20 protein-coding genes and 1 pseudogene are annotated in these 22030 nt (G+C 66.7%); 12 read left to right on the forward strand and 9 right to left on the reverse strand.

Translation table 11 applies throughout. The annotated features are described in order from the left end of the window. The 3 genes and pseudogenes from QRM95_RS20925 to QRM95_RS20935 form a co-directional block, all read left to right on the forward strand. Positions 1-712, forward strand: a pseudogene (locus QRM95_RS20925) (hypothetical protein); the annotation flags it as partial. A 271-nt stretch (positions 713-983) separates the two neighbouring features. Further along, the gene (locus tag QRM95_RS20930; protein WP_285249341.1) at positions 984-2180 is read left to right on the forward strand and encodes a serine/threonine-protein kinase; all 1197 of its coding nucleotides are present in this window, start codon (positions 984-986) and stop codon (positions 2178-2180) included. Continuing rightward, positions 2177-2671: a hypothetical protein gene (locus QRM95_RS20935; protein ID WP_285249342.1), complete on the forward strand. Its 495-nt coding sequence runs from the start codon at positions 2177-2179 to the stop codon at positions 2669-2671. The genes QRM95_RS20930 and QRM95_RS20935 overlap by 4 nt, the downstream gene beginning before the upstream one ends. Positions 2672-2760: 89 nt before the next feature. On the opposite strand, the gene QRM95_RS20940 is transcribed toward QRM95_RS20935, so the two are convergent. Continuing rightward, complete coding sequence (locus QRM95_RS20940; protein WP_285249343.1) at positions 2761-4980, reverse strand: NADP-dependent isocitrate dehydrogenase; 2220 nt, start codon at positions 4978-4980, stop codon at positions 2761-2763. A 325-nt stretch (positions 4981-5305) separates the two neighbouring features. Here QRM95_RS20940 and QRM95_RS20945 point away from each other — a divergent pair, with 325 nt between their 5' ends. Together QRM95_RS20945 and QRM95_RS20950 are read left to right on the forward strand one after the other, a co-directional pair. After that, positions 5306-6268, forward strand: coding sequence for a trypsin-like serine peptidase (locus QRM95_RS20945; RefSeq protein ID WP_285249344.1), 963 nt, complete (start codon positions 5306-5308; stop codon positions 6266-6268). After that, positions 6252-6419, forward strand: coding sequence for a hypothetical protein (locus QRM95_RS20950; protein ID WP_285249345.1), 168 nt, complete (start codon positions 6252-6254; stop codon positions 6417-6419). Before QRM95_RS20945 ends, QRM95_RS20950 begins: the two co-directional genes overlap by 17 nt. 109 nt (positions 6420-6528) lie before the next feature. On the opposite strand, the gene purH is transcribed toward QRM95_RS20950, so the two are convergent. Continuing rightward, on the reverse strand, positions 6529-8214 hold the full coding sequence (gene purH, locus QRM95_RS20955; RefSeq protein WP_285249346.1) for a bifunctional phosphoribosylaminoimidazolecarboxamide formyltransferase/IMP cyclohydrolase: 1686 nt from the start codon (positions 8212-8214) through the stop codon (positions 6529-6531). A gap of 143 nt (positions 8215-8357) precedes the next feature. Here purH and QRM95_RS20960 point away from each other — a divergent pair, with 143 nt between their 5' ends. Beyond that, positions 8358-9710 (forward strand): MFS transporter, encoded by a 1353-nt coding sequence (locus tag QRM95_RS20960; protein WP_285249347.1) that lies wholly within the window; start codon positions 8358-8360, stop codon positions 9708-9710. A gap of 9 nt (positions 9711-9719) precedes the next feature. On the opposite strand, the gene purN is transcribed toward QRM95_RS20960, so the two are convergent. Then, on the reverse strand, positions 9720-10295 hold the full coding sequence (purN, locus tag QRM95_RS20965; protein WP_285249348.1) for a phosphoribosylglycinamide formyltransferase: 576 nt from the start codon (positions 10293-10295) through the stop codon (positions 9720-9722). Between the two features lie 39 nt (positions 10296-10334). Between purN and QRM95_RS20970 the strand changes: the two genes are divergently transcribed. Further along, positions 10335-10766, forward strand: coding sequence for a hypothetical protein (locus tag QRM95_RS20970; protein WP_285249349.1), 432 nt, complete (start codon positions 10335-10337; stop codon positions 10764-10766). Between the two features lie 16 nt (positions 10767-10782). Here the strand turns inward: QRM95_RS20970 and QRM95_RS20975 are convergent, their stop codons facing one another. Together QRM95_RS20975 and QRM95_RS20980 are read right to left on the reverse strand one after the other, a co-directional pair. Then, positions 10783-12099: a cell division protein PerM gene (locus tag QRM95_RS20975; protein ID WP_285249350.1), complete on the reverse strand. Its 1317-nt coding sequence runs from the start codon at positions 12097-12099 to the stop codon at positions 10783-10785. A gap of 374 nt (positions 12100-12473) precedes the next feature. Beyond that, a complete protein-coding gene (locus QRM95_RS20980) occupies positions 12474-12941 on the reverse strand; it encodes a PRC-barrel domain-containing protein (RefSeq protein ID WP_350223899.1) in 468 nt (155 codons plus the stop codon). Between the two features lie 254 nt (positions 12942-13195). On the opposite strand from QRM95_RS20980, the gene QRM95_RS20985 reads away from it, so the two are divergent. Both QRM95_RS20985 and QRM95_RS20990 read left to right on the forward strand, forming a co-directional pair. Continuing rightward, positions 13196-14353 (forward strand): glycosyltransferase family 4 protein, encoded by a 1158-nt coding sequence (locus QRM95_RS20985; RefSeq protein WP_285249351.1) that lies wholly within the window; start codon positions 13196-13198, stop codon positions 14351-14353. Beyond that, positions 14350-15720 carry a UDP-glucose dehydrogenase family protein gene (locus tag QRM95_RS20990; RefSeq protein ID WP_285249352.1) on the forward strand — a complete coding sequence of 457 codons (1371 nt, stop codon included), beginning with the start codon at positions 14350-14352 and terminating at the stop codon, positions 15718-15720. Before QRM95_RS20985 ends, QRM95_RS20990 begins: the two co-directional genes overlap by 4 nt. A 3-nt stretch (positions 15721-15723) precedes the next feature. Here QRM95_RS20990 and QRM95_RS20995 read toward each other — a convergent pair whose 3' ends face one another. Continuing rightward, positions 15724-16587, reverse strand: a complete 864-nt coding sequence (locus QRM95_RS20995) for an HAD hydrolase family protein (protein ID WP_285249353.1) — start codon at positions 16585-16587, stop codon at positions 15724-15726. A gap of 203 nt (positions 16588-16790) precedes the next feature. On the opposite strand from QRM95_RS20995, the gene QRM95_RS21000 reads away from it, so the two are divergent. Together QRM95_RS21000 and QRM95_RS21005 are read left to right on the forward strand one after the other, a co-directional pair. Continuing rightward, entirely contained in the window at positions 16791-17060 is a 270-nt protein-coding gene (locus QRM95_RS21000; RefSeq protein WP_285244753.1) for a GlsB/YeaQ/YmgE family stress response membrane protein, read from the forward strand. 228 nt (positions 17061-17288) lie between these two features. Continuing rightward, positions 17289-19403: a putative bifunctional diguanylate cyclase/phosphodiesterase gene (locus QRM95_RS21005; protein WP_502934991.1), complete on the forward strand. Its 2115-nt coding sequence runs from the start codon at positions 17289-17291 to the stop codon at positions 19401-19403. A 10-nt stretch (positions 19404-19413) separates the two neighbouring features. Here QRM95_RS21005 and QRM95_RS21010 read toward each other — a convergent pair whose 3' ends face one another. Further along, the gene (locus tag QRM95_RS21010; RefSeq protein WP_285249355.1) at positions 19414-19854 is read right to left on the reverse strand and encodes a hypothetical protein; all 441 of its coding nucleotides are present in this window, start codon (positions 19852-19854) and stop codon (positions 19414-19416) included. A gap of 220 nt (positions 19855-20074) precedes the next feature. Here QRM95_RS21010 and QRM95_RS21015 point away from each other — a divergent pair, with 220 nt between their 5' ends. After that, the gene (locus tag QRM95_RS21015) at positions 20075-20626 is read left to right on the forward strand and encodes a dihydrofolate reductase family protein (protein ID WP_285249356.1); all 552 of its coding nucleotides are present in this window, start codon (positions 20075-20077) and stop codon (positions 20624-20626) included. Position 20627: 1 nt separating this feature from the next. Here the strand turns inward: QRM95_RS21015 and QRM95_RS21020 are convergent, their stop codons facing one another. Continuing rightward, positions 20628-20978: a DUF3846 domain-containing protein gene (locus QRM95_RS21020; protein WP_285249357.1), complete on the reverse strand. Its 351-nt coding sequence runs from the start codon at positions 20976-20978 to the stop codon at positions 20628-20630. A gap of 87 nt (positions 20979-21065) precedes the next feature. Beyond that, positions 21066-22010 (reverse strand): homocysteine S-methyltransferase, encoded by a 945-nt coding sequence (gene mmuM, locus QRM95_RS21025; protein ID WP_285249358.1) that lies wholly within the window; start codon positions 22008-22010, stop codon positions 21066-21068. Positions 22011-22030 lie beyond the last annotated feature (20 nt).

A 22030-nucleotide genomic window follows, 5' to 3' on the forward strand; every position in this document is an offset into this window, starting at 1 on the left:
GGACGGCACAACCGCCGACCTCGGCGCAGCCGTAAACCTCGGCACCGCCACCGCCACCGCATCCACCGACCTGGCAACCACAGCCGACGTCACCCTCGGCCTCGGCCTCGGCACCAACGGCACCGGGACCACCGCAGGCACAACCGCCGACCTCGGCGCAGCCGTAAACCTCGGCACCGCCACCGCACCCGCACCCGCAACCGGCACCACCGACCTGGCAGCCGCAGCCGACGTCACCCTCGGCATCGGCACCAACGGCACCGGGACCACCGCAAGCACAACCGCCGACCTCGGCGCAGCCGTAAACCTCGGCGGCAGCAACACCCCCGGCACGCCGGGAAGTACTGGCCCGGGAACCAGCAACCCGGGTGATGGCACGGCAGGAGACGCCGGAACTGTTGATCCCGGGACGGGCACCTCAGCGGGCGGCGACGGCACCGCCAATGGCGCCGGCATCCTTGATCCCGGAGCCAGCAACCAGGGCACCGGCGGCGTCCCCGCGGCATCCGCAGGCTCCAGGGCCGTCAGCGGAGCCATCGCACCTATCACCGTCCCGCTCAGCAACTCCGCGCAGGGCCGTTCCGGCCTCGCCAACACCGGAACCGCGAGCACCAGCCTCGCCAAGACCGGCTGGGACGGCTCCTTGGTGCCCCTGGCACTGCTGCTCCTGGTGGCAGGACTTCTGGTGCTCCGGAAACGCAAGGTCTCCTAGGGCTCTCGTCTTCAACCAGGCAGCGCCCGCGCGCAGGCGCCTGAAAGGGCTGCCCCGCGCGGGCCGGTGAGAGGAGGTCATTCACCCGGAACAACCTGAGCACACACAAAACATGTCATCAGCACACATGTCCTTGTAGCCAATGGTCCGGTGGAAATGCTTCAACCAGCCGCCGGACCGTTGGCATGCGCACCGCCAAATCTGTGGTTTAACCGCGCCCCTCGTATAATTTGGGGTACGACAGTGCCGCAGCGCACCGGGAGGAACGGTCATGGTGGCGGAATCGCCTAGCTCCATCAAGAATGAAGTGGTCGGCGGACGTTACCGTTTGAGCGAAGTAATCGGCCGCGGTGGTATGTCATCGGTGTACTGCGCCCGCGACGAAAACCTGGGCCGCGACGTCGCCTTGAAGCTCTTCGCTCCGCAGGCCCCGGATGCGGACGAGCTCAAGCGCCAGGAAGCCGAGATCCAGCTTCTTGCCACGCTCAACCACCCTGGCCTGGTCACGCTCTTCGACGCCGGGATTGATGACAGGATTCCGGACGAACCCCGGCCCTTCCTGACCATGGAGCTCGTCGAGGGACAAGACCTCCGCGGCCGCATCCGGCACAGCCGGGTGCCGTTGGAAGAGTTGTCAGTCATCGGTGCAGGCATCGCCGACGCCCTCGCCTACGTGCACGGCCTGGGCATCATCCACCGCGACATCAAGCCCGGCAACATCCTGCTGGTCCAGATCCGTCCCGGCGAGCCGCTGCGCCCCAAGCTCACGGACTTCGGCATCGCCAGGATCGTGGATTCCACCAGGCTCACTGCCACCGGGACCATGGTGGGCACCGCCGCCTACCTCAGCCCCGAGCAGGCACTCGGCAAGCCCCTGTCCCCCGCGACCGATATTTATTCGCTGGGGCTGGTGCTGCTCGAGTGCATTAAGGGCACCGTTGAGTACCCCGGCAGTGCCGTGGAATCCGCTGTGGCGCGGCTGCACCGCGCCCCTGAAATCCCCGACGACGTCCCCTCCGAATGGGCTGAGCTCATCCGCTCCATGACGTCCATCGAACCGCTTGAACGGCCAACGGCCGCCGACATCGAGACCTCGCTGCGCCAGGCCCTGGTCTCGCCCGCCTCCACCCCCGGTGAACTGGCTGCGGAGACCACCCGGGTGCTGCCGGCCATGCCCTTCCACCCGCCGTCCATCACTGCCGAAGAATCGGTGGATGAGCTGCGCGAAGCGGCTGCCCCGGTGAGCGCGCCACGCCCGGCAAAGAAAAGCACCTCATCCGTACGCCGGTTCCTCCGGGACAAACGGATCCTGTTGTCCGTGGTCCTCGGCCTAGTGGTGATTGCCGCTGCTGTGGCAGCGGTGATGATCAGCGTGTCCGCCCGGCCCGCCGACGTCGTCCCCTATCCCACGGTCACCGGCACCCTGGGTGACCATCTGAAGGAACTCCAAAAGAGCGTGGCCCAGTGACGTTGCGTCAGACCACCACGGCGCGGTTGGCCGTGGCCGGCACCGCGGCGCTGCTCGTCTCCGGTTTCCTGGCCGCGTGTGCCCCGCCCGGTTCCGGCCTGCAGCGGGAGGCCGCCACACAGTTCCAGGCGCGGGTACTCGAGGTTACCCAGGCTGCCTCGCAGGACGATCCTGCCTCGGCCCTGAAAGCGCTGGACGGGCTTGAATCCGACCTCTCGGCGGCAGCGGCGAAGGGCCAGGTTTCTGAGGAGCGGAGCCGCAGCATCACCACAGTCGCCAGCGCCGTCAGGGCAGACCTCAACGATGCCGTTGCCGCCCAGCAGGCTGCCGCCAAGGCCGCCGAGGACGCACGGACAGCGGCACAGCAAGCGGCGCAGAGCCCATCCCCCACGGCGGATGCGCCCGCGCCTCAACCTGCCCCGGCCCAAGGTAATGCCGGCAGCGGCGGCGCAAAGAACAGCGGCGGCGACAAGGGCAAGGGCAAAAACTAGCCTGCGCCCGTCCGCTGACATGCAAAGGGGCGGTGCCCCGGAATCATCCGGAGCACCGCCCCTCCTATTGCTGCCGAAGCCGCGGCGGGCTAGGCCAGGCTGGCGATGACCTTGTTGAGGGTGGCGGACGGACGCATCACGGCGGACGCCTTGGCGTCCTCCGGCCGGTAGTATCCTCCGATGTCAACGGGCGAACCCTGGACTTCAGCCAGCTCGCCGACGATCGTTTCCTCGTTGGAAGAAAGCTCGTTGGCGACCGAGCTGAACGCGGCGGCAAGGTCGGCGTCGGACGTCTGCTTGGCCAGCTCCTCAGCCCAGTAACGGGCCAGGAAGTAGTGGCTGCCGCGGTTGTCCAACTCACCGGCGCGGCGGCTGGGGGACTTGTTCTCGAGCAGGAACGTGCCGGTGGCTCGGTCCAGGGTGTCTGCGAGGACCTGGGCGCGGGCATTGCCGGTGGTGGTGGCCAGGTGCTCGAAGCTGACGGCCAGGGCCAGGAACTCGCCCAGGCTGTCCCAGCGAAGGTGGTTTTCCTTGAGCAGCTGCTGGACGTGCTTGGGGGCGGAACCGCCGGCACCGGTCTCGAAGAGGCCGCCACCGTTCATCAGCGGAACAACGGAGAGCATCTTGGCGCTGGTGCCCAGTTCCAGGATGGGGAACAGGTCCGTGAGGTAGTCGCGGAGCACGTTGCCGGTGACGGAGATGGTGTCCTCGCCCTTGCGGATCCGCTCCAAGGTGAAGGCGATGGCCTTGACCGGGGACATGATCTGGATGTCCAGGCCCTCGGTGTCGTGGTCCTTCAGGTATTCGTTGACCTTGGCGATGAGGTTCGCGTCGTGGGCACGCTCCTCGTCCAGCCAGAACACGGCGGGGGTCTGCGAGGCTCGGGCGCGGGTGACAGCCAGCTTGACCCAGTCGCGGATGGGGGCGTCCTTGGTCTGGCAGGCGCGCCAGATGTCACCGGGGACCACGTCGTGTTCGATCAGGACGTTGCCGCTGGCGTCAACGATCTGCACCTTGCCGGCTTCCTGGATTTCGAACGTCTTGTCGTGGCTGCCGTACTCTTCGGCGGCCTGCGCCATCAGGCCCACGTTCGGGACGGTGCCCATGGTGGTGGGATCGTAGGCGCCGTTGGCGCGGCAGTCGTCGATGACCACCTGGTAGATGCCGGCGTAGGAGCTGTCCGGCAGGACGGCGAGGGTGTCGGCTTCCTTGCCGTCCGGGCCCCACATGTGGCCGGAGGTGCGGATCATGGCCGGCATGGAGGCGTCCACAATGATGTCGGAGGGCACGTTCAGGCTGGTGATGCCCTTGTCGGAGTCCACCATGGCCAGCGCGGGTCCGTCTTCCAGGCCCTTCTTGATCAGGTTCTGGACGCCGTCGCGGACGTCCGCCGGCAGGTCCTCGAGGCTGCTCAGGATGGCTGCGAGGCCGTTGTTAGGGCTGATGCCGGCGGCGGAAAGCTGCTTGCCGTAGGTCTCGAACAGCTCGGAGAAGTAGGCCTTCACCACGTGGCCGAAGATGATGGGGTCCGAGACCTTCATCATGGTGGCCTTCAGGTGGGCGGAGAACAGCACGCCCTCTTCCTTGGCGCGGGCAACCTGGGCCTTGAGGAACTCGTCCAGGGCGGCGGCGCGCATCACGGTTCCGTCGATGACTTCACCGGCCAGGACGGGGAACGCCTTCTTCAGGACCTTGACCGAGCCGTCCTCGCGGACCAGCTGGATGGCGATGGTGCCGTCGGCCTCGATGACCACGGACTTCTCGTTGGAGCGGAAGTCGTCCTGGCCCATGGTGGCCACGTTGGTCTTGGAGTCCGCGGTCCAGGCGCCCATGGAGTGCGGGTTCTGGCGGGCGTAGTTCTTGACGGACAGCGGAGCGCGGCGGTCCGAGTTGCCTTCGCGCAGGACCGGGTTCACGGCGGAGCCCTTGATCTTGTCGTAGCGCGAGCGGATGGCGGTCTCTTCGTCCGAGGAGGGGTTGTCCGGGTAATCCGGCAGCGCGTAGCCCTGGCCCTGCAGCTCTGCAATGGCGGCCTTCAGCTGCGGGATGGACGCGCTGATGTTGGGCAGCTTGATGATGTTGGCTTCCGGCGTCTTCGCCAGCTCACCAAGTTCAGCAAGGGCGTCACCGATCTGCTGCTCCGGGGTGAGGTAGTCACCGAACACGGCAATGATGCGGCCGGCGAGCGAGATGTCGCGGGTCTCCACCTCCACACCTGCAGTCGAAGCGAAGGCCTCGATGATGGGCAGGAACGAATAGGTAGCCAGCATCGGCGCTTCGTCGGTGTGGGTGTAGATAATCTTGGACATGCGCGGGCGTCTCCCTGAAGGTCGGCTTGGTTGTGAAATCTTTGTCTATTTCACCAAGTACAACTTACCCGAGGACGCCGGTTTGAACCTTAACGGGCCTCCCGGATTACCCCGGTGAGAGCAGCATTACAGCGATAGAGAACGCCCGACGACGACACGCTTCCGGGTGCATCGCCGCCATCGCCGCAGCTGGGGCGGTGCAGGGCGCCGGCCCGGCTCGTGCCGCCGGATGATTGGTCACGAGTGTGTACAAACGCCGCACGCGGCGATAAGTTCGCTAAGTCACTCCCGATCCCGGGCCCAACCCCGTTCAGACAGGACAACAATGACACGTACCAGGTCCCTGGCATCCGGCCTCCTGACCTTCTCCGCAGCCGCCGTACTGGCACTTACGTCAGCCGGCGGGGCTTCCGCCACTCCCGCACCGTCCGACAGTAAGTCGAATCCATCGGTTGCCAGCATCACTGTCGACGCCGGCGGAGCAGCTGACTACTGGACGCCCGAACGGATGCAAAGCGCCCTTCCAGGTGACACGCTGGCAAGCAAGGCGCTTGAGCGCGGCAACCGCTCCAGCCCCGCCGTGGTGGAGAAAGGCAAGCCCGCCACCACCAAGGGAACCAAGGGAAAGCCCACCATCGCCAAGAGTGAAAACCCCGTCGCCCACATCGGCAAGGTCTTCTTCACCATGGGCACGACCAACTACGTGTGCTCGGGCAACGCCGTCTCCTCCGCGAACGGCAGCACCGTGGCAACGGCCGGACACTGCGTTAACGAAAGTGGCGCCTACGCCACCAACTTCGTCTTCGTGCCCGCCTACGACAACGGCGCAGCCCCCTACGGCAAGTGGACCGCCAAGGCCCTGTACGCCCCCACCCAGTGGGTGTCCAACGGGGACATGACCTATGACACCGGCTTCGCCGTCATGAACCCCTTGAACGGCCAGAAGCTGACGGACGTCGTGGGAGGCTCGGGTACTGCCTTCAACCAGGCCCGCGGCCTGACCTACACGGCCTACGGCTACCCGCAGGCCTCACCGTTCGACGGCACGTCCCTGTGGAGCTGCACCGGCACGGCGACGAACGATCCCAACAACCCGCAGTTCGGCACCCAGGGCATTCCCTGCGACATGACCGGTGGGTCCTCGGGCGGTCCGTGGTTCATCGGCAGCGGGTCCGACGGGCTGCAAAACTCGATCAACAGCTACGGCTACAACCGCTCCGCCGTCATGTACGGCCCGTACTGGGGCTCGGTTATCGAGGCGACCTACACCAATGCCGCGAAATCCTAAAGAACCCGCACCGGACCAGGACCCCGTCAGCCACGTCGACCTTGACCAGTCCAGCGAGGAAGTCCTCGACTACTGGACCGAGGAACGGATGGCAGAAGCCCGGCCCCGGGAGCTGAAGCTTCCGGCACCCGGCCCGGCGGACCAGGACTAACCGCACAAAAGACGACGGCGCCCGTCCCCTTCTCAGGGGACGGGCGCCGTCGTCGGTTCAATCCACCATCGATTGCTCCGTACCCGTAGGAAGCAATCGGTGCAGCCGGTCAGTGGAAGAAGTGCCGGGCCCCGGTGAAGTACATGGTGATGCCGGCCGCGTTGGCTGCCGCGATGACTTCCTCGTCGCGGACCGAGCCACCGGGCTGGACCACGGCGCGGACACCGGCGTCGATCAGGATCTGCAGGCCGTCGGCGAACGGGAAGAACGCGTCCGAAGCCGCCACAGCACCGCGGGCCCGCTCAGGTGCGCCGCTCGCGTCCGCATTCGAGGCACCGCCGGCGCCGTCGACGTCGGACGCAACCTCCACGCCCAGGGTGTTTGCTCGCTCCACGGCCAGGCGGCACGAATCAAGCCGGTTCACCTGGCCCATGCCGATGCCCACTGCCGCGCCGTTGTCGGCGATCAGGATGGCGTTCGACTTCGCCGCGCGGCAGGCGGTCCAGGCGAAGGCGAGGTCCGCGAGGGTCTTCTCGTCCGCGGCCTCACCGGCTGCGAGGGTCCAGTTGGCGGGGTTGTCGCCGTCGGCGTCCACCTTGTCGCTGACCTGGACCAGCATGCCACCGGATACCTGGCGGAACTCCGTCGGATACCGGCCGTAGCCTTCGGGCAGGGCAAGCAGGCGGATGTTCTTCTTTTTGGACAGGATCTCCACGGCTTCGGGTTCAAAGCCGGGGGCGATGACGACCTCGGTGAAGATGTCCTTGACGGTGTTGGCCATGCCGGCGGTGACGGTGCGGTTGGCCGCGATGACGCCGCCGAATGCGGAGACGGGGTCGCAGGCGTGGGCCTTGGCGTGTGCGTCGGCGATGGGGTCGGCGGCGTCCGCTGAGCCGACGGCAACGCCGCAGGGGTTGGCGTGCTTAATGATGGCGACGGCGGGTTCGCTGAAGTCGTAGGCGGCGCGCAGGGCGGCATCGGCGTCCACGAAGTTGTTGTAGCTCATGGCCTTGCCGTGCAGCTGGTCCGCCTGGGCAATGCCTACCGGCGCAGCCTTGTCCACGTAGAGGGCCGCCTGCTGGTGCGGGTTCTCGCCGTAGCGCAGGACCTCCGAACGTTCCAGGGAGAGGCCCGCGTAGGCGGGCCAGTCGATGACGCCGTCGCCGTCTTCGTCCAGGAACTGGCTGGCGGTCCAGGTGGCCACGGCGTTGTCATACGCGGCGGTGTGGGCGAACGCCTTGGCGGCGAGGCGGCGGCGGGTCTTGAGGTCGAAGCCGCCGGCGGCAGCGGCCGCCACGACCTGGCCGTAGAAGGTCGGGTCCACCACAATGGCGACGGCGGCGTGGTTCTTCGCGGCCGAGCGCACCATGGCGGGTCCGCCGATATCGATCTGCTCAACGACATCGTCCTGCGCGGCGCCGGACTTCACCGTCTCCACGAACGGGTAGAGGTTCACCACCACCAGGTCGAAGGCTTCGATGTCCATGCTGGCGAGCGTTTCCATGTGGGCGGGGACGCGGCGGTCGGCCAGGATGCCGCCATGCACGCGGGGGTGCAGTGTCTTGACGCGGCCGTCCAGCATTTCCGGGGAGCCGGTGACTTCCTCCACCTCCTGGACGGGGATGCCGGCGGCGGCGATCTTCTTGGCCGTGGAACCGGTGGAGACGAGCTTCACGCCGGCCGCGTGCAGGCCCGTGGCGAGTTCCTCCAGACCGGTCTTGTCGTAAACCGAGATGAGGGCCCGGCGGATGGGTACACGGTCAATGGATACGCGCTCATGCTGCGTGAAGCTCACAAATGTCTCCGTCTTATCTCGCGGAACAGGGCCGCGGTTGGTGGGGATACGGCCAGTTTATCGCGAAGGCAACGGTTACCCCCTGTGTGCTCCGGAGTGTGAACGTCCGCGGGCCCGGATAGAGTCTTCAGCAGGAGGCGGCGATGAATACTTACACCACTGTGCCCAGCGGCGAACAGGTGGTCCAGGAACTGCCCTGGCGATGGAAAGTCCAGGGCAGGATCTTCCTGATCGGGGGCCTCGGCTTCATGTTCGACGCCTGGGATGTGACGCTGAACGGCATCCTCATCCCGCTGCTGTCCACGCACTGGGCCCTGACCCCGGGCGAGGCCGCCTGGGTGGGTACGGCCAACCTGGTCGGCATGGCCCTCGGGGCCTTCGCCTGGGGAACCATCGCGGACACCGTGGGCCGCAAGAAGGCGTTCACGGCCACGCTGCTCCTGTTTTCCATCTTCACCGTACTGGGCGCGTTCTCGCCCGACTTCATGTGGTTCTGCATCTTCAGGTTCCTGGCAGGCTTCGGACTGGGCGGCTGCATTCCGGTGGACTACGCCTTGGTGGGTGAGTTCACGCCGCGGAAGCAGCGCGGCAGGGTCCTGACGGCCATGGACGGCTGGTGGCCCATTGGCGCCGCCCTTGCCGGGTTCGTCTCGGCCGGCCTGGTGGCCCTGAACGGTGACTGGCGCCTGACCATGCTGGTGATGGTGCTCCCGGCCCTGTTGGTGTTCTGGGTCCGGCGGAGCGTTCCCGAGTCCCCCTTGTTCCTGATCCGAAAGGGCAGGCGGGAAGAAGCGGCCAGGATTATTGACGGATTGGTGCTGGCCACAGGCGCCCAAGCACGGGCCTACAGCCTGCCCGATGCCAAGGATGCCCCGCGGCTTTCGGCCGGCAGCGCCTGGACCCAGCTGCGCTCCGTCTGGCAGTTCAACTGGAAGATCACCACGGCGGCCTGGGCCCTGTTCTTCAGCATCCTGCTGGTCTACTACCTGTCCCTGACCTGGATGCCCAGGATCCTGATCGGCGCCGGATTCGCCGAGTACAAGGCGTTCGTCACCACGGCGTCCATGGCCGCCGTCGGCTTCCTTGGCGTGGTGGTGGCAGCGCTGCTCGTCGAACGTGTGGGGCGCAAGTGGATCCTGGCCATCACCGGACCGCTGTCCGCCCTGACCCTGGTGATCGTGGCGTTCGTGGTGGACATTCCCACGGCTGCGGTGTTCTGGCTGCTGGTCTTCGGGTTCGTGGTGCAGGTGGCCATCCCGGTGCTCTATGCGTACGTCTCCGAGCTCTACCCCACGGAACTGCGGGGCAGCGGCTTTGGCTGGGCATCAACGTTCTCCCGCCTGGGTGCCGGCTTTGGGCCGCTGATCTTTGCAAACTACTTTTGGCCGGAACTGGGCCTCGCCACGTCCTTTGCGCTGGCGGGTGCCCTGGTGCTGGTATCGGTGCTGTGGATGGCTTTCTTCTCCCCGGAAACCCGGCAGCGCCGCCTCCAGTAAGGCGAACCGCTACGCGAAAGAAGGGTCTGCGGCGAGGGCGGCCAGGGTGGACACCAGCAGCCGGCGCTCCACCACCTTGATGCGCTCGTGCAGGGTCTCCTCGGTGTCCGAGTCCTCGATGGTCACCGCCTCCTGGGCAATGATGGGCCCGGTGTCAACGCCGGCGTCGGCCCAGTGCACCGTGCAGCCGGTCACCTTCACGCCGTAGGCCATGGCATCCCGCACGCCGTGGGCCCCGGGAAAGGCGGGAAGCAGGGCCGGGTGGGTGTTCAGGTACCTGCCCTTGAATGCGTCAATGAACTCAGGGCTGACGATCCGCATGAAGCCGGAGGACACCACCACGTCCGGCTTGAAGGCGGCCACGGCGTCGGTCAGCGCGGCGTTCCAGTCTGCGCGGTCCCGGTACGACTTGAAGTCCACCACGAACGTGGGGATGCCTGCCGCGGCGGAACGTTCGACGCCGAAGGTCCCCTCCCTGTCGGCCCCCACCGCGGCGATTTCCACGTCAAGTTCGCCCGCCTTGACGGCGTCGATGACTGCTTGGAGATTGGACCCGGTGCCGGAGACGAGGACGACGATACGCATTGGTCCAGCTTAGGTGCACGCTCGCGTACGCTGGAAAACATGAACAGCCAACCGGGCCGGGGCGTCCAGCAACAGGCCAAACCCCCGCTCAGCGAGGCAGCAAAGGCCTCCCGCACCAAGACCTTTGCCCTGTTCCGGATGTTCCTGGTTTCGGTCCTCGGCGCGTTGTTCGTCTACCAGTTGGACGTCAACTACCTGTGGCTGTCAACCGTCCTCACGGCAGCCGGCATGGCCCTGGGGATCTTCCTGCTGGTCAGGGCCATCCGGTTGAGGGAATCCAAACTGGTTCTGGTTGGCACCATCTCGGGCCTGGTGATGGCCGTGGTCATGGTGCCGCTGCTGGTGACCGCCATGGTCTTCTTCAACCAAGTGCGCGACTACCAAGGGTGTGTGGGGCGGGCACTGACGGACCGGGCGGCTAATGCGTGCGTGACGCAATTCCAGGATCTGTTGCCCACCAAGGTGGGTTAGCGCGCCGGCGAGGCGCCTAGCTGACGAGTTCGGCGTCGCGTTCCGCGGCGACGCTTTCTTCACGTTCCAGCCACGGCCCGGCAGCGTAGCCAATGACAACGCCGATGCCCACCTCGGCCGCCACCCACAGGCCGGTCCAGAGCGGGTCGGGCCCGATATCCGTGAGTCGGCCGACCCCCGCGGATCCCCTCGCCACCCAGGCAAGGCACATCGTCAAAACCCCTGCGGCCAGTCCGGCGAGGGCCCCGAGCACCACGGTGGAGACGGTGGCGGTGAACCAGCGTGCATGGACCTTGATGGCGAGCCATTCGTCGAAGTGGTTCTCCCCCTCCCGAAGGAACCACCACCCGGCCACGACGCCCGCCAGCACCGGTACGATCAACGCCACGAAAGCGTAGTCCAAGGGGCCGGACGGGATGGCCGCCAGGACGGGAACGGATGGCATGGGCCCCACCGCGGTGCCCAGCGGCCCGGCTTGGGACCCCACGCCCATGGCGAAACCGGCACCTGAGGTCCAGGCGAGGGCGAACACCACCAGGTTCGGCAGGAAGCCGAGCTGTGCGATGGTCAGGGCGGCCCCTCCTACGGGACCGGCGTGGAGCGCTTCATAGACGGAGACCACGAGGTTCCAGTGGATGAGCAGGTCCACTGCCAGCAGCACGGCGGCCAGGGTAAGCGCCGACACTACAGCCACGAAGCCGGCCTTCGCGGCAGAGGCGAAGTATGAACCGGCCCAGCGGGAGTGCTGGCTGCTGCGTGAAATCCAGTCCACTGCGTCCACGCCGATGAGCCGGCTCCAGGAGCCTGCCTCCCTGCGGGCGCCGATTACCATGCCGAGCCCGTAGGGAATGAGCGGCACCAGCATGGCGTACCAGAGATTGATGACGACGTCGGTGCTGCGGCACACGAATCCGGTGGCTGCACCGAATGCGGCGTAAACCACCCATGAGCCCAGCAGGGCCTGCCACAGCTGGTCGGTGTAGGAGGCCCGGGCGAGGCGGCGGCCGGCGCGCCAGGCCAGCAGGAAGGGGATCAGGGTCAGGCCAAGGGGAACCAGGTTCAGGACGTCCGAGCCAGCGTGTGCTGCCGGCCCCGGCCCCGCTCCCGTGAGTTCCAGCGGCACGCCGTGGACCAGGAGCCAGGACTGGCCGGCCAAGCGGGCCAAGACCTCGAACTGCCCGTTCTGGAAACCCGCGGTGGCCCAGACGGCGACAATGGGGGCTATCACCACCAGCGCGGAAATGATGGCCGCCTGTGCTGTTTCAAGGGCGCCCTGCAGCCACAACGGCATGGGGAGGCCACGGTTTCCGGTCTGATCAGCACGCAGTTTCATCGTGTTCCATGGTGTCACGCCGGGTGCCTCCTGCCCGCGAACGACAGGCTCCGCGGCGGCACTGGGTGAACAATCAAAATGGAGGTACGTCCGGCGCTTTTTCCAGGGCCGGGCCGTAAAATTGGTATCTAAACCAGCACCCGCCCACCCGGACGCAGTGCGATGTGTTTCGGCGCCGCGTTGCCGCGCCAAGGACCCGGATCCGTAAACCGGGAAACAGGAGCCGCGAATGAGAGATGAACCGTAAGTTCTGAAGATATTCGTCCTACTGGCTGGTGCACCCACGGCATACAGCGTGGTTGCACCAGCGCTTAACGGTGCGGCGCCGGGAACCCCCAAGGTTCCCGGCGCCGTTCACTGCCGAAAGGGCCAAGTCAGTGGCCGTACCTCCGAAGCCGGGATGCGGTGTCCCGTTCAGCGCTGATTCCGGCGGTGGGGGTGCCGGCGTTCAGGTCGGCATCGCCCTGCAGGTCCACGTCGCCGGCATCGGATTCCATGCCGGTCCGGGCTTCCGAATATGTCCGTGCGCCGCGGTCGTAGTACGTGTACAGCCGGTCCTCTTCCTCAGGGGTGAGGTGGCCGTCAGCGTCCACCCGGGGAGCGTCCTTCACGTGCTCCTTGGCAAACGGAACCACCAAGTCCTCTCCCTCACTGCGGGCCCCTTCGACGGGGACGAAGGTCTCGGACGTGCCGAAGAGGCCGGTCTTGACGGTGATCCAGGTGGGCTCGCCCGTGTCGTCGTCAGCGTACAACTGGCCGATCGAACCAATTTTCGCCCCATCGGTACCCACGACGTTGCCGCCCTTGGCAAGCAGGCTTTCGAGGTTTTCCCTGTTGAGCATGACGTCTCCTTGGTTGTGTCTTTGTACCGGGTTTGCCAGCCCGGAGCCCGGGCACCGGGTCGCCCCGGTGTCCGGGCCCTGCCCCGGCTGCTTGAGGCTGGCGCTGGCTACCCGTTTAACGTAAGCATGCTTAGCATCAAATGCCAAGCTTACTTAGTAGTTTTCTCGCTGCTGTGGCAGCTGTTCACCCAACCTTTTCCTGCGGGTCATGCCCTCTCCCCCGCCATTTCAAGGCGGCCACCCACGGTTGAAGGGTGAGGATCGCAATCGTTGCCGAATCATTTTTGCCGCTGATGAATGGCGTCACGCATTCCATCCTGCGGGTCCTGGACCACCTCCAGGACCGGGGCGATGACGTCCTGGTCATTGCGCCGTCCGCCCATGACGGACAGGCGCCGGGACGGGTCAAGGGCGCTGCTGTCCACCGGCTTCCCGCCGTCCCGCTGGCGGGTTACACGAACGTGCGGGTGGCGCTGGGGGGTGTGTACCGGGTCAAGCGAATCCTTGCCGAGTATGCCCCTGACGTGGTGCACCTTGCGTCGCCGTTCGTGCTGGGCTGGCGGGCCGCCCAGGCTGCCCATCAGCTCGGCATCCCGTCGGTGGCCATCTACCAGACCGAGGTTCCCAGTTACGCCGCCCGGTACGGGGTGCCGTTCCTGGAGAACTGGGCCTGGAACCGGGTCGAGAACATCCACCTGCTGGCCACCCGCACCCTGGTGCCGTCCACGTTCGCGCTGAACCAGTTGCGCGGGCGGGGGATTCCCCGGGTCCGGATGTGGCGGCGCGGGGTGGATACTGCGCGGTTCTCGCCGGAAAAGCGCGACGACCGGTGGCGGGCTTCGGTTGCCCCCGGCGGCGAGCGGATCATTGGCTACGTCGGGCGGCTCGCGGTGGAAAAGCAGGTGGAAGACCTCGCCGCGCTGGCCGGGATACCCAACGCGAAGCTGGTGGTGGTGGGCGACGGGCCGCAGCGGGCCGCACTGGAAGCCGTGCTCCCCGATGCAGCCTTCACCGGATTCCTGGGCGGTGACGAGTTGGCACGCGCCGTGGCGTCGTTCGATTTGTTCGTCCATCCGGGCGAGTTCGAAACGTTCTGCCAAACCATCCAGGAAGCCATGGCATCGGGCGTGCCGGTGGTGGCTACGGGCCGGGGCGGCCCCCTGGATTTGGTGGAGAACTCGCGGACGGGTTGGCTGTACGAGCCGGGCGACCTCTCCGCCATGCGTGCCCGGGTGCAAGACCTGATCGGCGACGACGCCAAGCGCCGCGCGTTCGCCGCCGCGGCACACGCCTCCGTACAGGACCGAACCTGGCCCGCCCTCTGCACCGAACTGGTGCAGCACTACGCCGACGTCATCGAGGACGTCCCGGTGGCAACGGCGCCTGTCAACAGCAAGGGAGCAAACCTGTGAAAATTTCAGTGATCGGCTGCGGTTACCTCGGAGCCGTCCACGCTGCAACGCTGGCGTCCATGGGTCATACCGTGGTTGGCATTGACGTCGATCCCCGTAAGGTTGCGCAACTGTCCAGCGGCGCGGCACCGTTCCACGAGCCCGGACTCGATGAGCTCCTCCGGGATGGCCTCGCCACCGGCCGGCTGCGCTTCTCCACCGACCCCGCCAGGGCCAAGGCAGCACAGGTGCACTTCCTGTGCGTGGGCACGCCGCAGGAGAAGACGTCCGACGCCGCCGACCTCACCTTCCTCGTCTCCGCTTCGGAAGCCTTGCTGCCGCACTTGGCCGCGGGCGCCGTCGTCGTTGGCAAATCCACCGTGCCCGTTGGCACCGTGGACATGCTCCGCAGTGTGCTGGCGTCGCGGCCCGACGTGCTGCTGGGTTGGAACCCCGAGTTCCTGCGGCAGGGAACCGCCGTTAAAGACTCCCTGGTGCCGGACCGGCTGGTGTACGGCGTGGAAGGGGGCCGGGCCGCGGCCTTCAACCGCACCACCGGCGCGCCGCTGGGTGTGACGGCGGCACTGGACGCCGTCTACGAACCGCTGCTCCGCGCCGGAATCCCCCGGCTGGTCTGCAACTTTGCCACGGCGGAACTCATCAAGTCCGCCGCGAACGCATACCTCGCCACCAAGGTCAGCTTCATCAATGCCGTCGCCGAATTATGCGACGCCGCGGGTGCCGACGTTGGCGAACTCAGCGAAGCAATGGGACTGGATCCGCGGATCGGCAGCCGCTACCTGCACGCGGGCCTGGGCTTCGGCGGAGGCTGCCTTCCCAAGGACATCCGGAGTTTCCGGACCCAGGCAGCCGCGCTGGGCGTCTCCGCGGTGGAGGACTGGATGGGCCTGGTCGACTCGGTGAACCTGGGCCAACGGGCGCGCACCGTGGACCTCGCAGCGGCTATGTGCGGAGGTTCGCTGGCAGGGCGTTCCATCACCGTGCTCGGGGCCTCCTTCAAGCCCGACACGGATGACATCCGCGACTCCCCCGCCCTGGACGTGGCGGACCGGCTGGCCGCTGCCGGCGCGCACGTCACCGTGACGGACCCCAAGGCGGTGAACCACGCGTGGCGCCGCTACCCCCGGCTCCGGTTCGAGGCGTCCAGCGGGCGGGCACTCCAGGACGCCGAGCTGGTGCTGCTGCTGACCGAATGGGACGAGTACCGGCAGCTTTGCCCTGCCGCCGCCGGCCGGCTGGTTCGACGCCGGGCAGTCCTGGACGCGCGGAACGTCCTGGACGCCGCGGCATGGCAGGCGGACGGCTGGACCGTGCGCGGGCTCGGAACATCCATGGCCGCGGTCATGGCCGCAGCTCCGGTCAGCTGAGGTTCAGCCCAGGAGCCCCAGATCGGCGAACGCCAATGCAACACCTGCCCCTGCCGGTCCGGCGGTGGTCCTGTCGGCCACGGCGAGGACGGCCGGATGGCCGCCTTCAACGGCAATGCCAACGCCGGCGTATTCGAGCATTTCAATATCGTTGGCACTGTCACCGATGGCCACGATGTCCGCCCGGTGGAGGCCAAGCCGGGCCTCCACCACCTGGATGCCCACCGCCTTGTGCATGCCCGCCATGAAGATCTCCCCCGCACGGTCCCCCAGCGCCGAGAGGGAACTGGGGATCAGCCCGACGCCGGAACCGAGCTTTTCCATCAGCCGCTTCAGCGGGACCGTCGAATCGAAGACCGAGATCTTGGCATAGGAGGTGCTGCGGAGGTCGCCGCTGTACTGCATCGGCCCCAGGATGTCCTCCAGCGGGTCAACGTCGGTGCTGAGGACGCCATCGTGCCGGGGGCGGCCGGCGAAGATGGGGCCCAGGACTTCCCTCAGCCGCCGGTCCACGCCGGTGCGGCCGTGCAGGGCCTCGGGTGCTTCCAGGATGTAGGCGGCCCCGTGGGCATCGAGGGTTTCCACGATGAGCGCCGCCAGGTCCGGCTCAAAGCGCTGGTCCCGAAGGACCTCACCGTTGACTTCCACCCTGGCACCGGCCCCCGTGATGGTCCCGTCGAAGCCGGCGTCCAGGATGTGGCCGGGCACCATCGACAGCGGCCGCCCGGTGCAGACGAAGACCAGGTGGCCCAGCCCGCGGGCGGTCCGGACCGCGTCCACGTGGGCATCAGGGGCCAGGCCGTGGTCCGCGTACGTACCGTCGATGTCGAGGAACACGGCACGCGGCCTGGCGGTCTGGCTTGGCATGCCTGGACTCCTTGGTCAGTTGCGGGACATCCAAATCCTATCCCCGGCAGCTGGTTCACCGGGGCGGACTACATTGGCCTGTCCCGCCTAAAGTGACACCCATCCTGTGATATTCGAAGCCTTGCACAACAAATAAGCCTGCTGATTGAATAAGGGAACCGGAAATGGGGGCCCGGCACAACTTACTGACAAGGAGTGACAACATGGGCATTCTCGGATTTCTCATTTTGGGCCTGATCGCCGGCGCTATTGCCAAGGCCATCCTTCCGGGCCGCCAAGGCGGCGGCTGGGTGGTAACCATGGTTCTCGGAGTTGTGGGTGCCATCCTGGGCGGCTGGATCGGATCGCTGATTTTCGGCGGCGGACTGGCCGAATTCTTCGACCTTCGGACATGGCTGCTGGCAATCCTCGGCTCGATCATCGTGCTGCTCGTCTACGGCGCAATCACCAACCGCAGCGGACGCAGGGTATAGCGCCCCACCACCTGTCCCATCCGTAAAAAGGCGCCGGACTCCCTAAAGGAGACCGGCGCCTTTTCACGTTCCCGAAGAACGCACCGACAAACCGGAAAGCCGCCCAACAGCTTTGCCAGTGAGCCGCCCAATTTGCGGATCTGCCCTTTATGATGGCCAAGGGGTGGTGTTATGACCGGTATTTCGGGCCGTGGCAATGATGTGGCACTACAAATTTTTGGCGCGGTCATGAATGCCAGTCCGGATGCCCTGCTGGCACTGGATACCGACGGCATGATTCTTTGCGCCAACGCTGCTGCGGCCCGGCTCTTCGGGTTGCCCCAGGAGGCGTTTGCCGGCCTGGACCACCGGCCCCTGATCGCCGAAGGATTCCGCGTTGAGGTGGAGAACCTGTTCCGGCAGCTCCTGGCCCATCCTGACCTACCTCAGCCGCCGCGTGAGATCGCGGGCCTCCGCAGCGATGGATCCGAGTTCCCCCTGGAGGTTGCCGCTGCAGTCCTCCCGGCCGGGCCGTTGTCCGATCCTGCCCTCACCCCCGCCGGGGACACCGGCCCCGCCGGAGCACACCTCCTCCTCTCCGCCCGGGGCACAGCACACCGCCAAGCCGCCAACGACAGCCTTCGCGAGGCCATGTCACTGCTCACGGCCACCCTGGAATCCACGGCGGACGGAATTTTTGTGATGGGAATCGATGGCAGTGTGGCCGGATTCAACGAGCAGTTCCTCACCATGTGGGGCATTCCGCCCGCCTTGCTGGAAGCGGACAGCGAGGAGCCGGCACTCCGGGTGGTGATGGCCCAAGTGGCCGATCCTGTTTCCTTCACCGCGCGGCTGAATGAAGTCCAGGGGGACCCGGCTGCGGAAAGCCACGACGTCGTGGAGCTGCTCGACGGGCGCACTTTTGAACGGTACTCCCGCCCGCAACGGGTCGGTGAGAAGATCGTGGGCCGGGTGTGGAGTTTCCGGGACGCGACGCCCCGGCGGAAGGCACAGGAGCAAGCCCATCAGGCCTTGAAGGACCTCGCGGAGCAGGCCGAAAGGCTACGGGCCATGGCCTTCCAGGACCCGCTGACGGGGCTCGCCAACCGGGCGGTGTTCAACGAGGCCTTGGCCAACTCGCTCGCGGAGCCACGGCTGAAGACGGTCGACGTCCTGCTCCTTGACCTGGACGACTTCAAGGAGGTCAACGACATCCTTGGCCACCAAGCCGGCGACGACATGCTGGTGGAGGTGGCGCGCCGACTCCGCGGCTGCACACCTACGGCGGACGTGGTGGCACGCCTTGGCGGCGATGAATTCGTGGTGCTCCTGACAGCCTGTCCCGACCCGGACGAGATCGCGGCGTGCATTGTGCGGTGCCTGCACGTGCCGGTGACCATCGGCGGCACCGTGCTGCGTCCGAGCCTGAGCCTGGGGCTCGCCTCCCTGGGGCAGGACAGCGTGGGTCCCTCCGAACTGCTCAGGCATGCGGACATCGCCATGTACGCGGCCAAGGCCGCGGGCAAGAACCGGTTCCTGCGCTTCCACCCGGACATGATGCAGGCGCTGGTGCAGCGGACGCACATGGAAAGCGGCCTGCAATTGGCGGTTCCGCGCGGCGAGATCACGGTGGATTTCCAGCCGATCGTTTCGCACCGCATGGGGCAGGTGGTCCAGCTGGAGGCGCTGGCACGGTGGGACCGCGGCGGTGAACGGGTGCCGCCGTCGATCTTTATTCCGCTCGCCGAGCGCACCGGCCTGATCAACGAGATCGGGGCCGAGGTGATGGCCAGCGGCATGGTGCAGCTGGCGCGCTGGCTGAGCGAGGATCCTTCCCGGTCACTCGCCGTAAACGTTTCCGGCGTCCAACTGCAGGAGCCGGACTTCGCCCAGACGGTCCTCAAGCTCGCGGAAGCAAGCGGGGTGGCCCCCTACCAACTTGTCCTGGAGGTCACCGAAAGCGTCTTCTTCGACGCCGACGGCGACCTGATCGATCAGCTGGGGATCTTGCGCAACGCCGGCGCCCGGGTGGCGCTGGACGACTTCGGCACAGGGTATTCATCTCTGGGCCGGCTGCAGGACCTGCCCGTGGACACCGTCAAGATCGACAAAACCTTTGTCTCAATGGTGCGGACCGGAAACGAGCGGCTGCCGATCCTCAGCTCCATGATCAACATGGCCCACAGCCTGGGCCTGACCGTCACCGCGGAGGGGATCGAGACGGCGGCGCAGGCGGACTATCTGACCGCCTTGGACTGTGATTCCCTTCAGGGCTACCTGTTCTCACTGCCCGAGCCGGGCGACAGGCTGATACCGGCGCTGCAGCACGCCGAAGAGGCGCTCAATGCTTTGAAAGGACGTTAGGGCGGGTGGCCTAGGCTGCTTCCCGGCCGGATTGCCGCGGCTTCTTTGCGGGCAGTGGCGGGCGTGACGCTTGCGCGGCAGCTGGAGAAGGCTTCACGGCATCTGCTTCCGCGGGGCCTGAAGCCATGGCTGAGGGCGCAGTAGTGGAGTCCGACAGTGCCTCACCACTGAAGGTCTCCGCCTCGAATTCCGGGCGGGCTTCCGGGGCGGCGGCGCGGTTGCGGCGCCAGCGGCGGACCAGGTCGACGCCGGCCACCAGTCCGGCGACGGGGCTGAGGACGGCAGCGGAGTAGACGAACAGCAGCCAGGTCAGGGTGGTCAGGGGCGGCTGGTTGTTGTTCAGCAGCGACAGTCCGCCGAGCAATCCCACCACCCAGAAAAGCAGCACGGCCGCCAGCACGGATCCGGCAGGGAAATACTGGTTGGTTACGATTTTCTTCAGGGTTTCCATGCACTTCCTCCTGCCTGGCCCGGGGACGGCAAAGGCCGTTCAAGACAAGTATGGGGCCCGGCCCGTGCGAAACTGCGCAAGACGCCACGGCGAGTGACCAAACTAACCCGGCCGCCCGGCGTCGTACGGATTTCCGGGCCGAGTAGGCCCAGCAGAGGCCTTCCATCCGACGCCTCCGGGCACATAGCGTAGGGCTGACCACTCGATCTATGGAGGACCCATGCGCAAAGTCACTGCCGGCCTGTTCCACTCAGTCGACGGGGTGGTGTCAGAACCATTCAAGTTCCAGTTCGACAGCTTCGATGAGGAACTCGGCCATGGGCTGACCCGGATGATGAACACCGTGGACACCGTGGTGCTGGGCCGGGTCAGCTACCAGGAGTGGGCGGGCTACTGGCCCAACGCCTCCGCCGACCAGGACTTTGCCGCCTTCATCAACCCGGTGGAGAAGTACGTGGCGTCGCGGACACTGGCGGAGCCGCTGGAGTGGGAGAACTCCCGGCTGATGGATGCGCCGCTGGAGGAATTCGTGGCGGCCCTGAAGGAGCGCGAAGGCGGTGAGATCGCCGTGTGCGGCAGCATCTCCCTGGTGCGCCAGCTGCTGTTTGCCGGGCTGCTGGATTCGCTTCAATTGATGACCCATCCGGTCATCGCAGGCACCGGCCGCCGCCTGTTTGAGGACGGCGACCCGTTGACCCGCCTGGAGCTGCAGGAGCAGTCCCGGACCAGCAAGGGGAACGTGCTCAGCACGTATGGGGTCGGCGCCGGCTAGATCATGCCGCCAGGGGCGCCCCGAACAGCTCCACCGCGAGCCGGGGCAGGTGTTCCGGGACGTCCGCTTCGGTGCCGTGTTCGCCGCGGCCGAGGAAGACGGCGGTGCCGCGGATCCCGTCCAGGTCCAGGCCGCATTCGTGCATGAGCTGGCCGGCGCGGAAATTCGCCGGCAGCAGCATGGCTACGCTTTCGGCGTTCAGGTACACGTGCCAGTCGCCGCGGATCACGGATTCAAGCGGCCCGTCCACCAGGGATTCCAGGGCCGGCAGGTCCGCTCCCACCAGCTCCATGCGGATGGGCTCGGCGTTGTTGGCCGGCACAACGAGTGCTTGGTACGTTCTGCTGTCCATGATTGATCTCTCCACAGTTCTTAACATGCGGGGAGGGTGTGGTGTTCCCGACTGGGCGCCGGCCGATGGACAGTGCCAGGAAGTCGACTACAAGGCGGCGACGGCGGCGATGTCACCCGGAGCGGTCCGGCAACAACCCCCAACGATCCGGGCACCCTGTTCACGCCAGGCAGGGACTCCTGCGGCGAGGTCCTGTGGCGCCCCGTCCCGCGCCCCGCCGGTCCCGGGTGCACCCCACGTCTTGGTGTCCGCGTGGTAGGTTTCGCCGGAATTCGGGTAAGCCAGCAGGGGCTTGTCCGTGTATTGCCGCAGGGCCGCAAGTGCCGGAGCCACCAGGTGCAGCGGTACGCAATTGACCCCGACGGCGGCAACATGGGGGTGCATATCGAGGAGCCTGGCCACGTCCGCCAGTGGTGTGCCGTCGCTGATGCTGGCGTCGTCGCGCAGCGTGAAGGAAAACCAGGACTCGACGCCGGCTTCCGCAGTGAGCGCCAGCAAGGCCTCCGCCTCGGCGAAGGAGGGCAGCGTTTCACAGGCCAGGAGGTCGACGCCGGACTGAACCAGGGCATGGATGCGGGGCCCGTGGAAAGCACGGAATTCCGCGGGGCTGAGGACGTAATCGCCGCGGTACTCAGACCCATCTGCGAGGTAGGCGCCGTACGGACCGACCGCTCCAGCGATGAACAGCGGACCGGCATCAGGGTGGTCCGCCAGGTGCTCCCGCCGGGCCTCCTCCGCCAGCCGGACCGACAAGCCAACAAGGTCCAGGGCCTCCTCCCGGCCGATCCCCCGGGCAGCAAACCCTTGAGGCGTGGCCTGGTAGCTGGCGGTGGTGGCGATGTTGGCCCCGGCGGCGAAATAGTCCCGGTGCACGTCCCTGATGAGTTCGGGCTGCTCCAGGAGGACCTTGGCGGACCACAGGGGATCGTTCAAGTCGCAGCCGCGCGCTTCAAGTTCGGTGGCGAGGGCGCCATCGGAGACTAGGGTCCTGCCGGTTTCCAGGACGGCTGTCAGTGAGGATTGTAGGGCCATCTGTTCACTATAAGCATGAA

The sequence above is a fragment of the Pseudarthrobacter sp. efr-133-R2A-89 genome (genome assembly GCF_030209315.1).
In the GTDB taxonomy this organism is placed as follows: domain Bacteria; phylum Actinomycetota; class Actinomycetes; order Actinomycetales; family Micrococcaceae; genus Arthrobacter.

Excerpts from the sequence above, each read along its gene's own strand:
- QRM95_RS21020 (WP_285249357.1), bottom strand. The coding sequence starts at position 20,978 with ATGGACAGCAGAACGTACCAAGCACTCGTTGTGCCGGCCAACAACGCC.
- QRM95_RS20975 (WP_285249350.1), bottom strand. The coding sequence starts at position 12,099 with ATGAAACTGCGTGCTGATCAGACCGGAAACCGTGGCCTCCCCATGCCG.
- QRM95_RS21015 (WP_285249356.1), top strand. The coding sequence starts at position 20,075 with ATGCGCAAAGTCACTGCCGGCCTGTTCCACTCAGTCGACGGGGTGGTG.
- QRM95_RS21010 (WP_285249355.1), bottom strand. The coding sequence starts at position 19,854 with ATGGAAACCCTGAAGAAAATCGTAACCAACCAGTATTTCCCTGCCGGA.
- QRM95_RS20960 (WP_285249347.1), top strand. The coding sequence starts at position 8,358 with ATGAATACTTACACCACTGTGCCCAGCGGCGAACAGGTGGTCCAGGAA.
- QRM95_RS20930 (WP_285249341.1), top strand. The coding sequence starts at position 984 with ATGGTGGCGGAATCGCCTAGCTCCATCAAGAATGAAGTGGTCGGCGGA.
- QRM95_RS21000 (WP_285244753.1), top strand. The coding sequence starts at position 16,791 with ATGGGCATTCTCGGATTTCTCATTTTGGGCCTGATCGCCGGCGCTATT.
- QRM95_RS20950 (WP_285249345.1), top strand. The coding sequence starts at position 6,252 with ATGCCGCGAAATCCTAAAGAACCCGCACCGGACCAGGACCCCGTCAGC.
- mmuM (WP_285249358.1), bottom strand. The coding sequence starts at position 22,010 with ATGGCCCTACAATCCTCACTGACAGCCGTCCTGGAAACCGGCAGGACC.
- QRM95_RS20940 (WP_285249343.1), bottom strand. The coding sequence starts at position 4,980 with ATGTCCAAGATTATCTACACCCACACCGACGAAGCGCCGATGCTGGCT.
- QRM95_RS20995 (WP_285249353.1), bottom strand. The coding sequence starts at position 16,587 with ATGCCAAGCCAGACCGCCAGGCCGCGTGCCGTGTTCCTCGACATCGAC.
- QRM95_RS20980 (WP_350223899.1), bottom strand. The coding sequence starts at position 12,941 with ATGCTCAACAGGGAAAACCTCGAAAGCCTGCTTGCCAAGGGCGGCAAC.
- QRM95_RS21005 (WP_502934991.1), top strand. The coding sequence starts at position 17,289 with ATGAATGCCAGTCCGGATGCCCTGCTGGCACTGGATACCGACGGCATG.
- purN (WP_285249348.1), bottom strand. The coding sequence starts at position 10,295 with ATGCGTATCGTCGTCCTCGTCTCCGGCACCGGGTCCAATCTCCAAGCA.
- QRM95_RS20970 (WP_285249349.1), top strand. The coding sequence starts at position 10,335 with ATGAACAGCCAACCGGGCCGGGGCGTCCAGCAACAGGCCAAACCCCCG.
- QRM95_RS20945 (WP_285249344.1), top strand. The coding sequence starts at position 5,306 with ATGACACGTACCAGGTCCCTGGCATCCGGCCTCCTGACCTTCTCCGCA.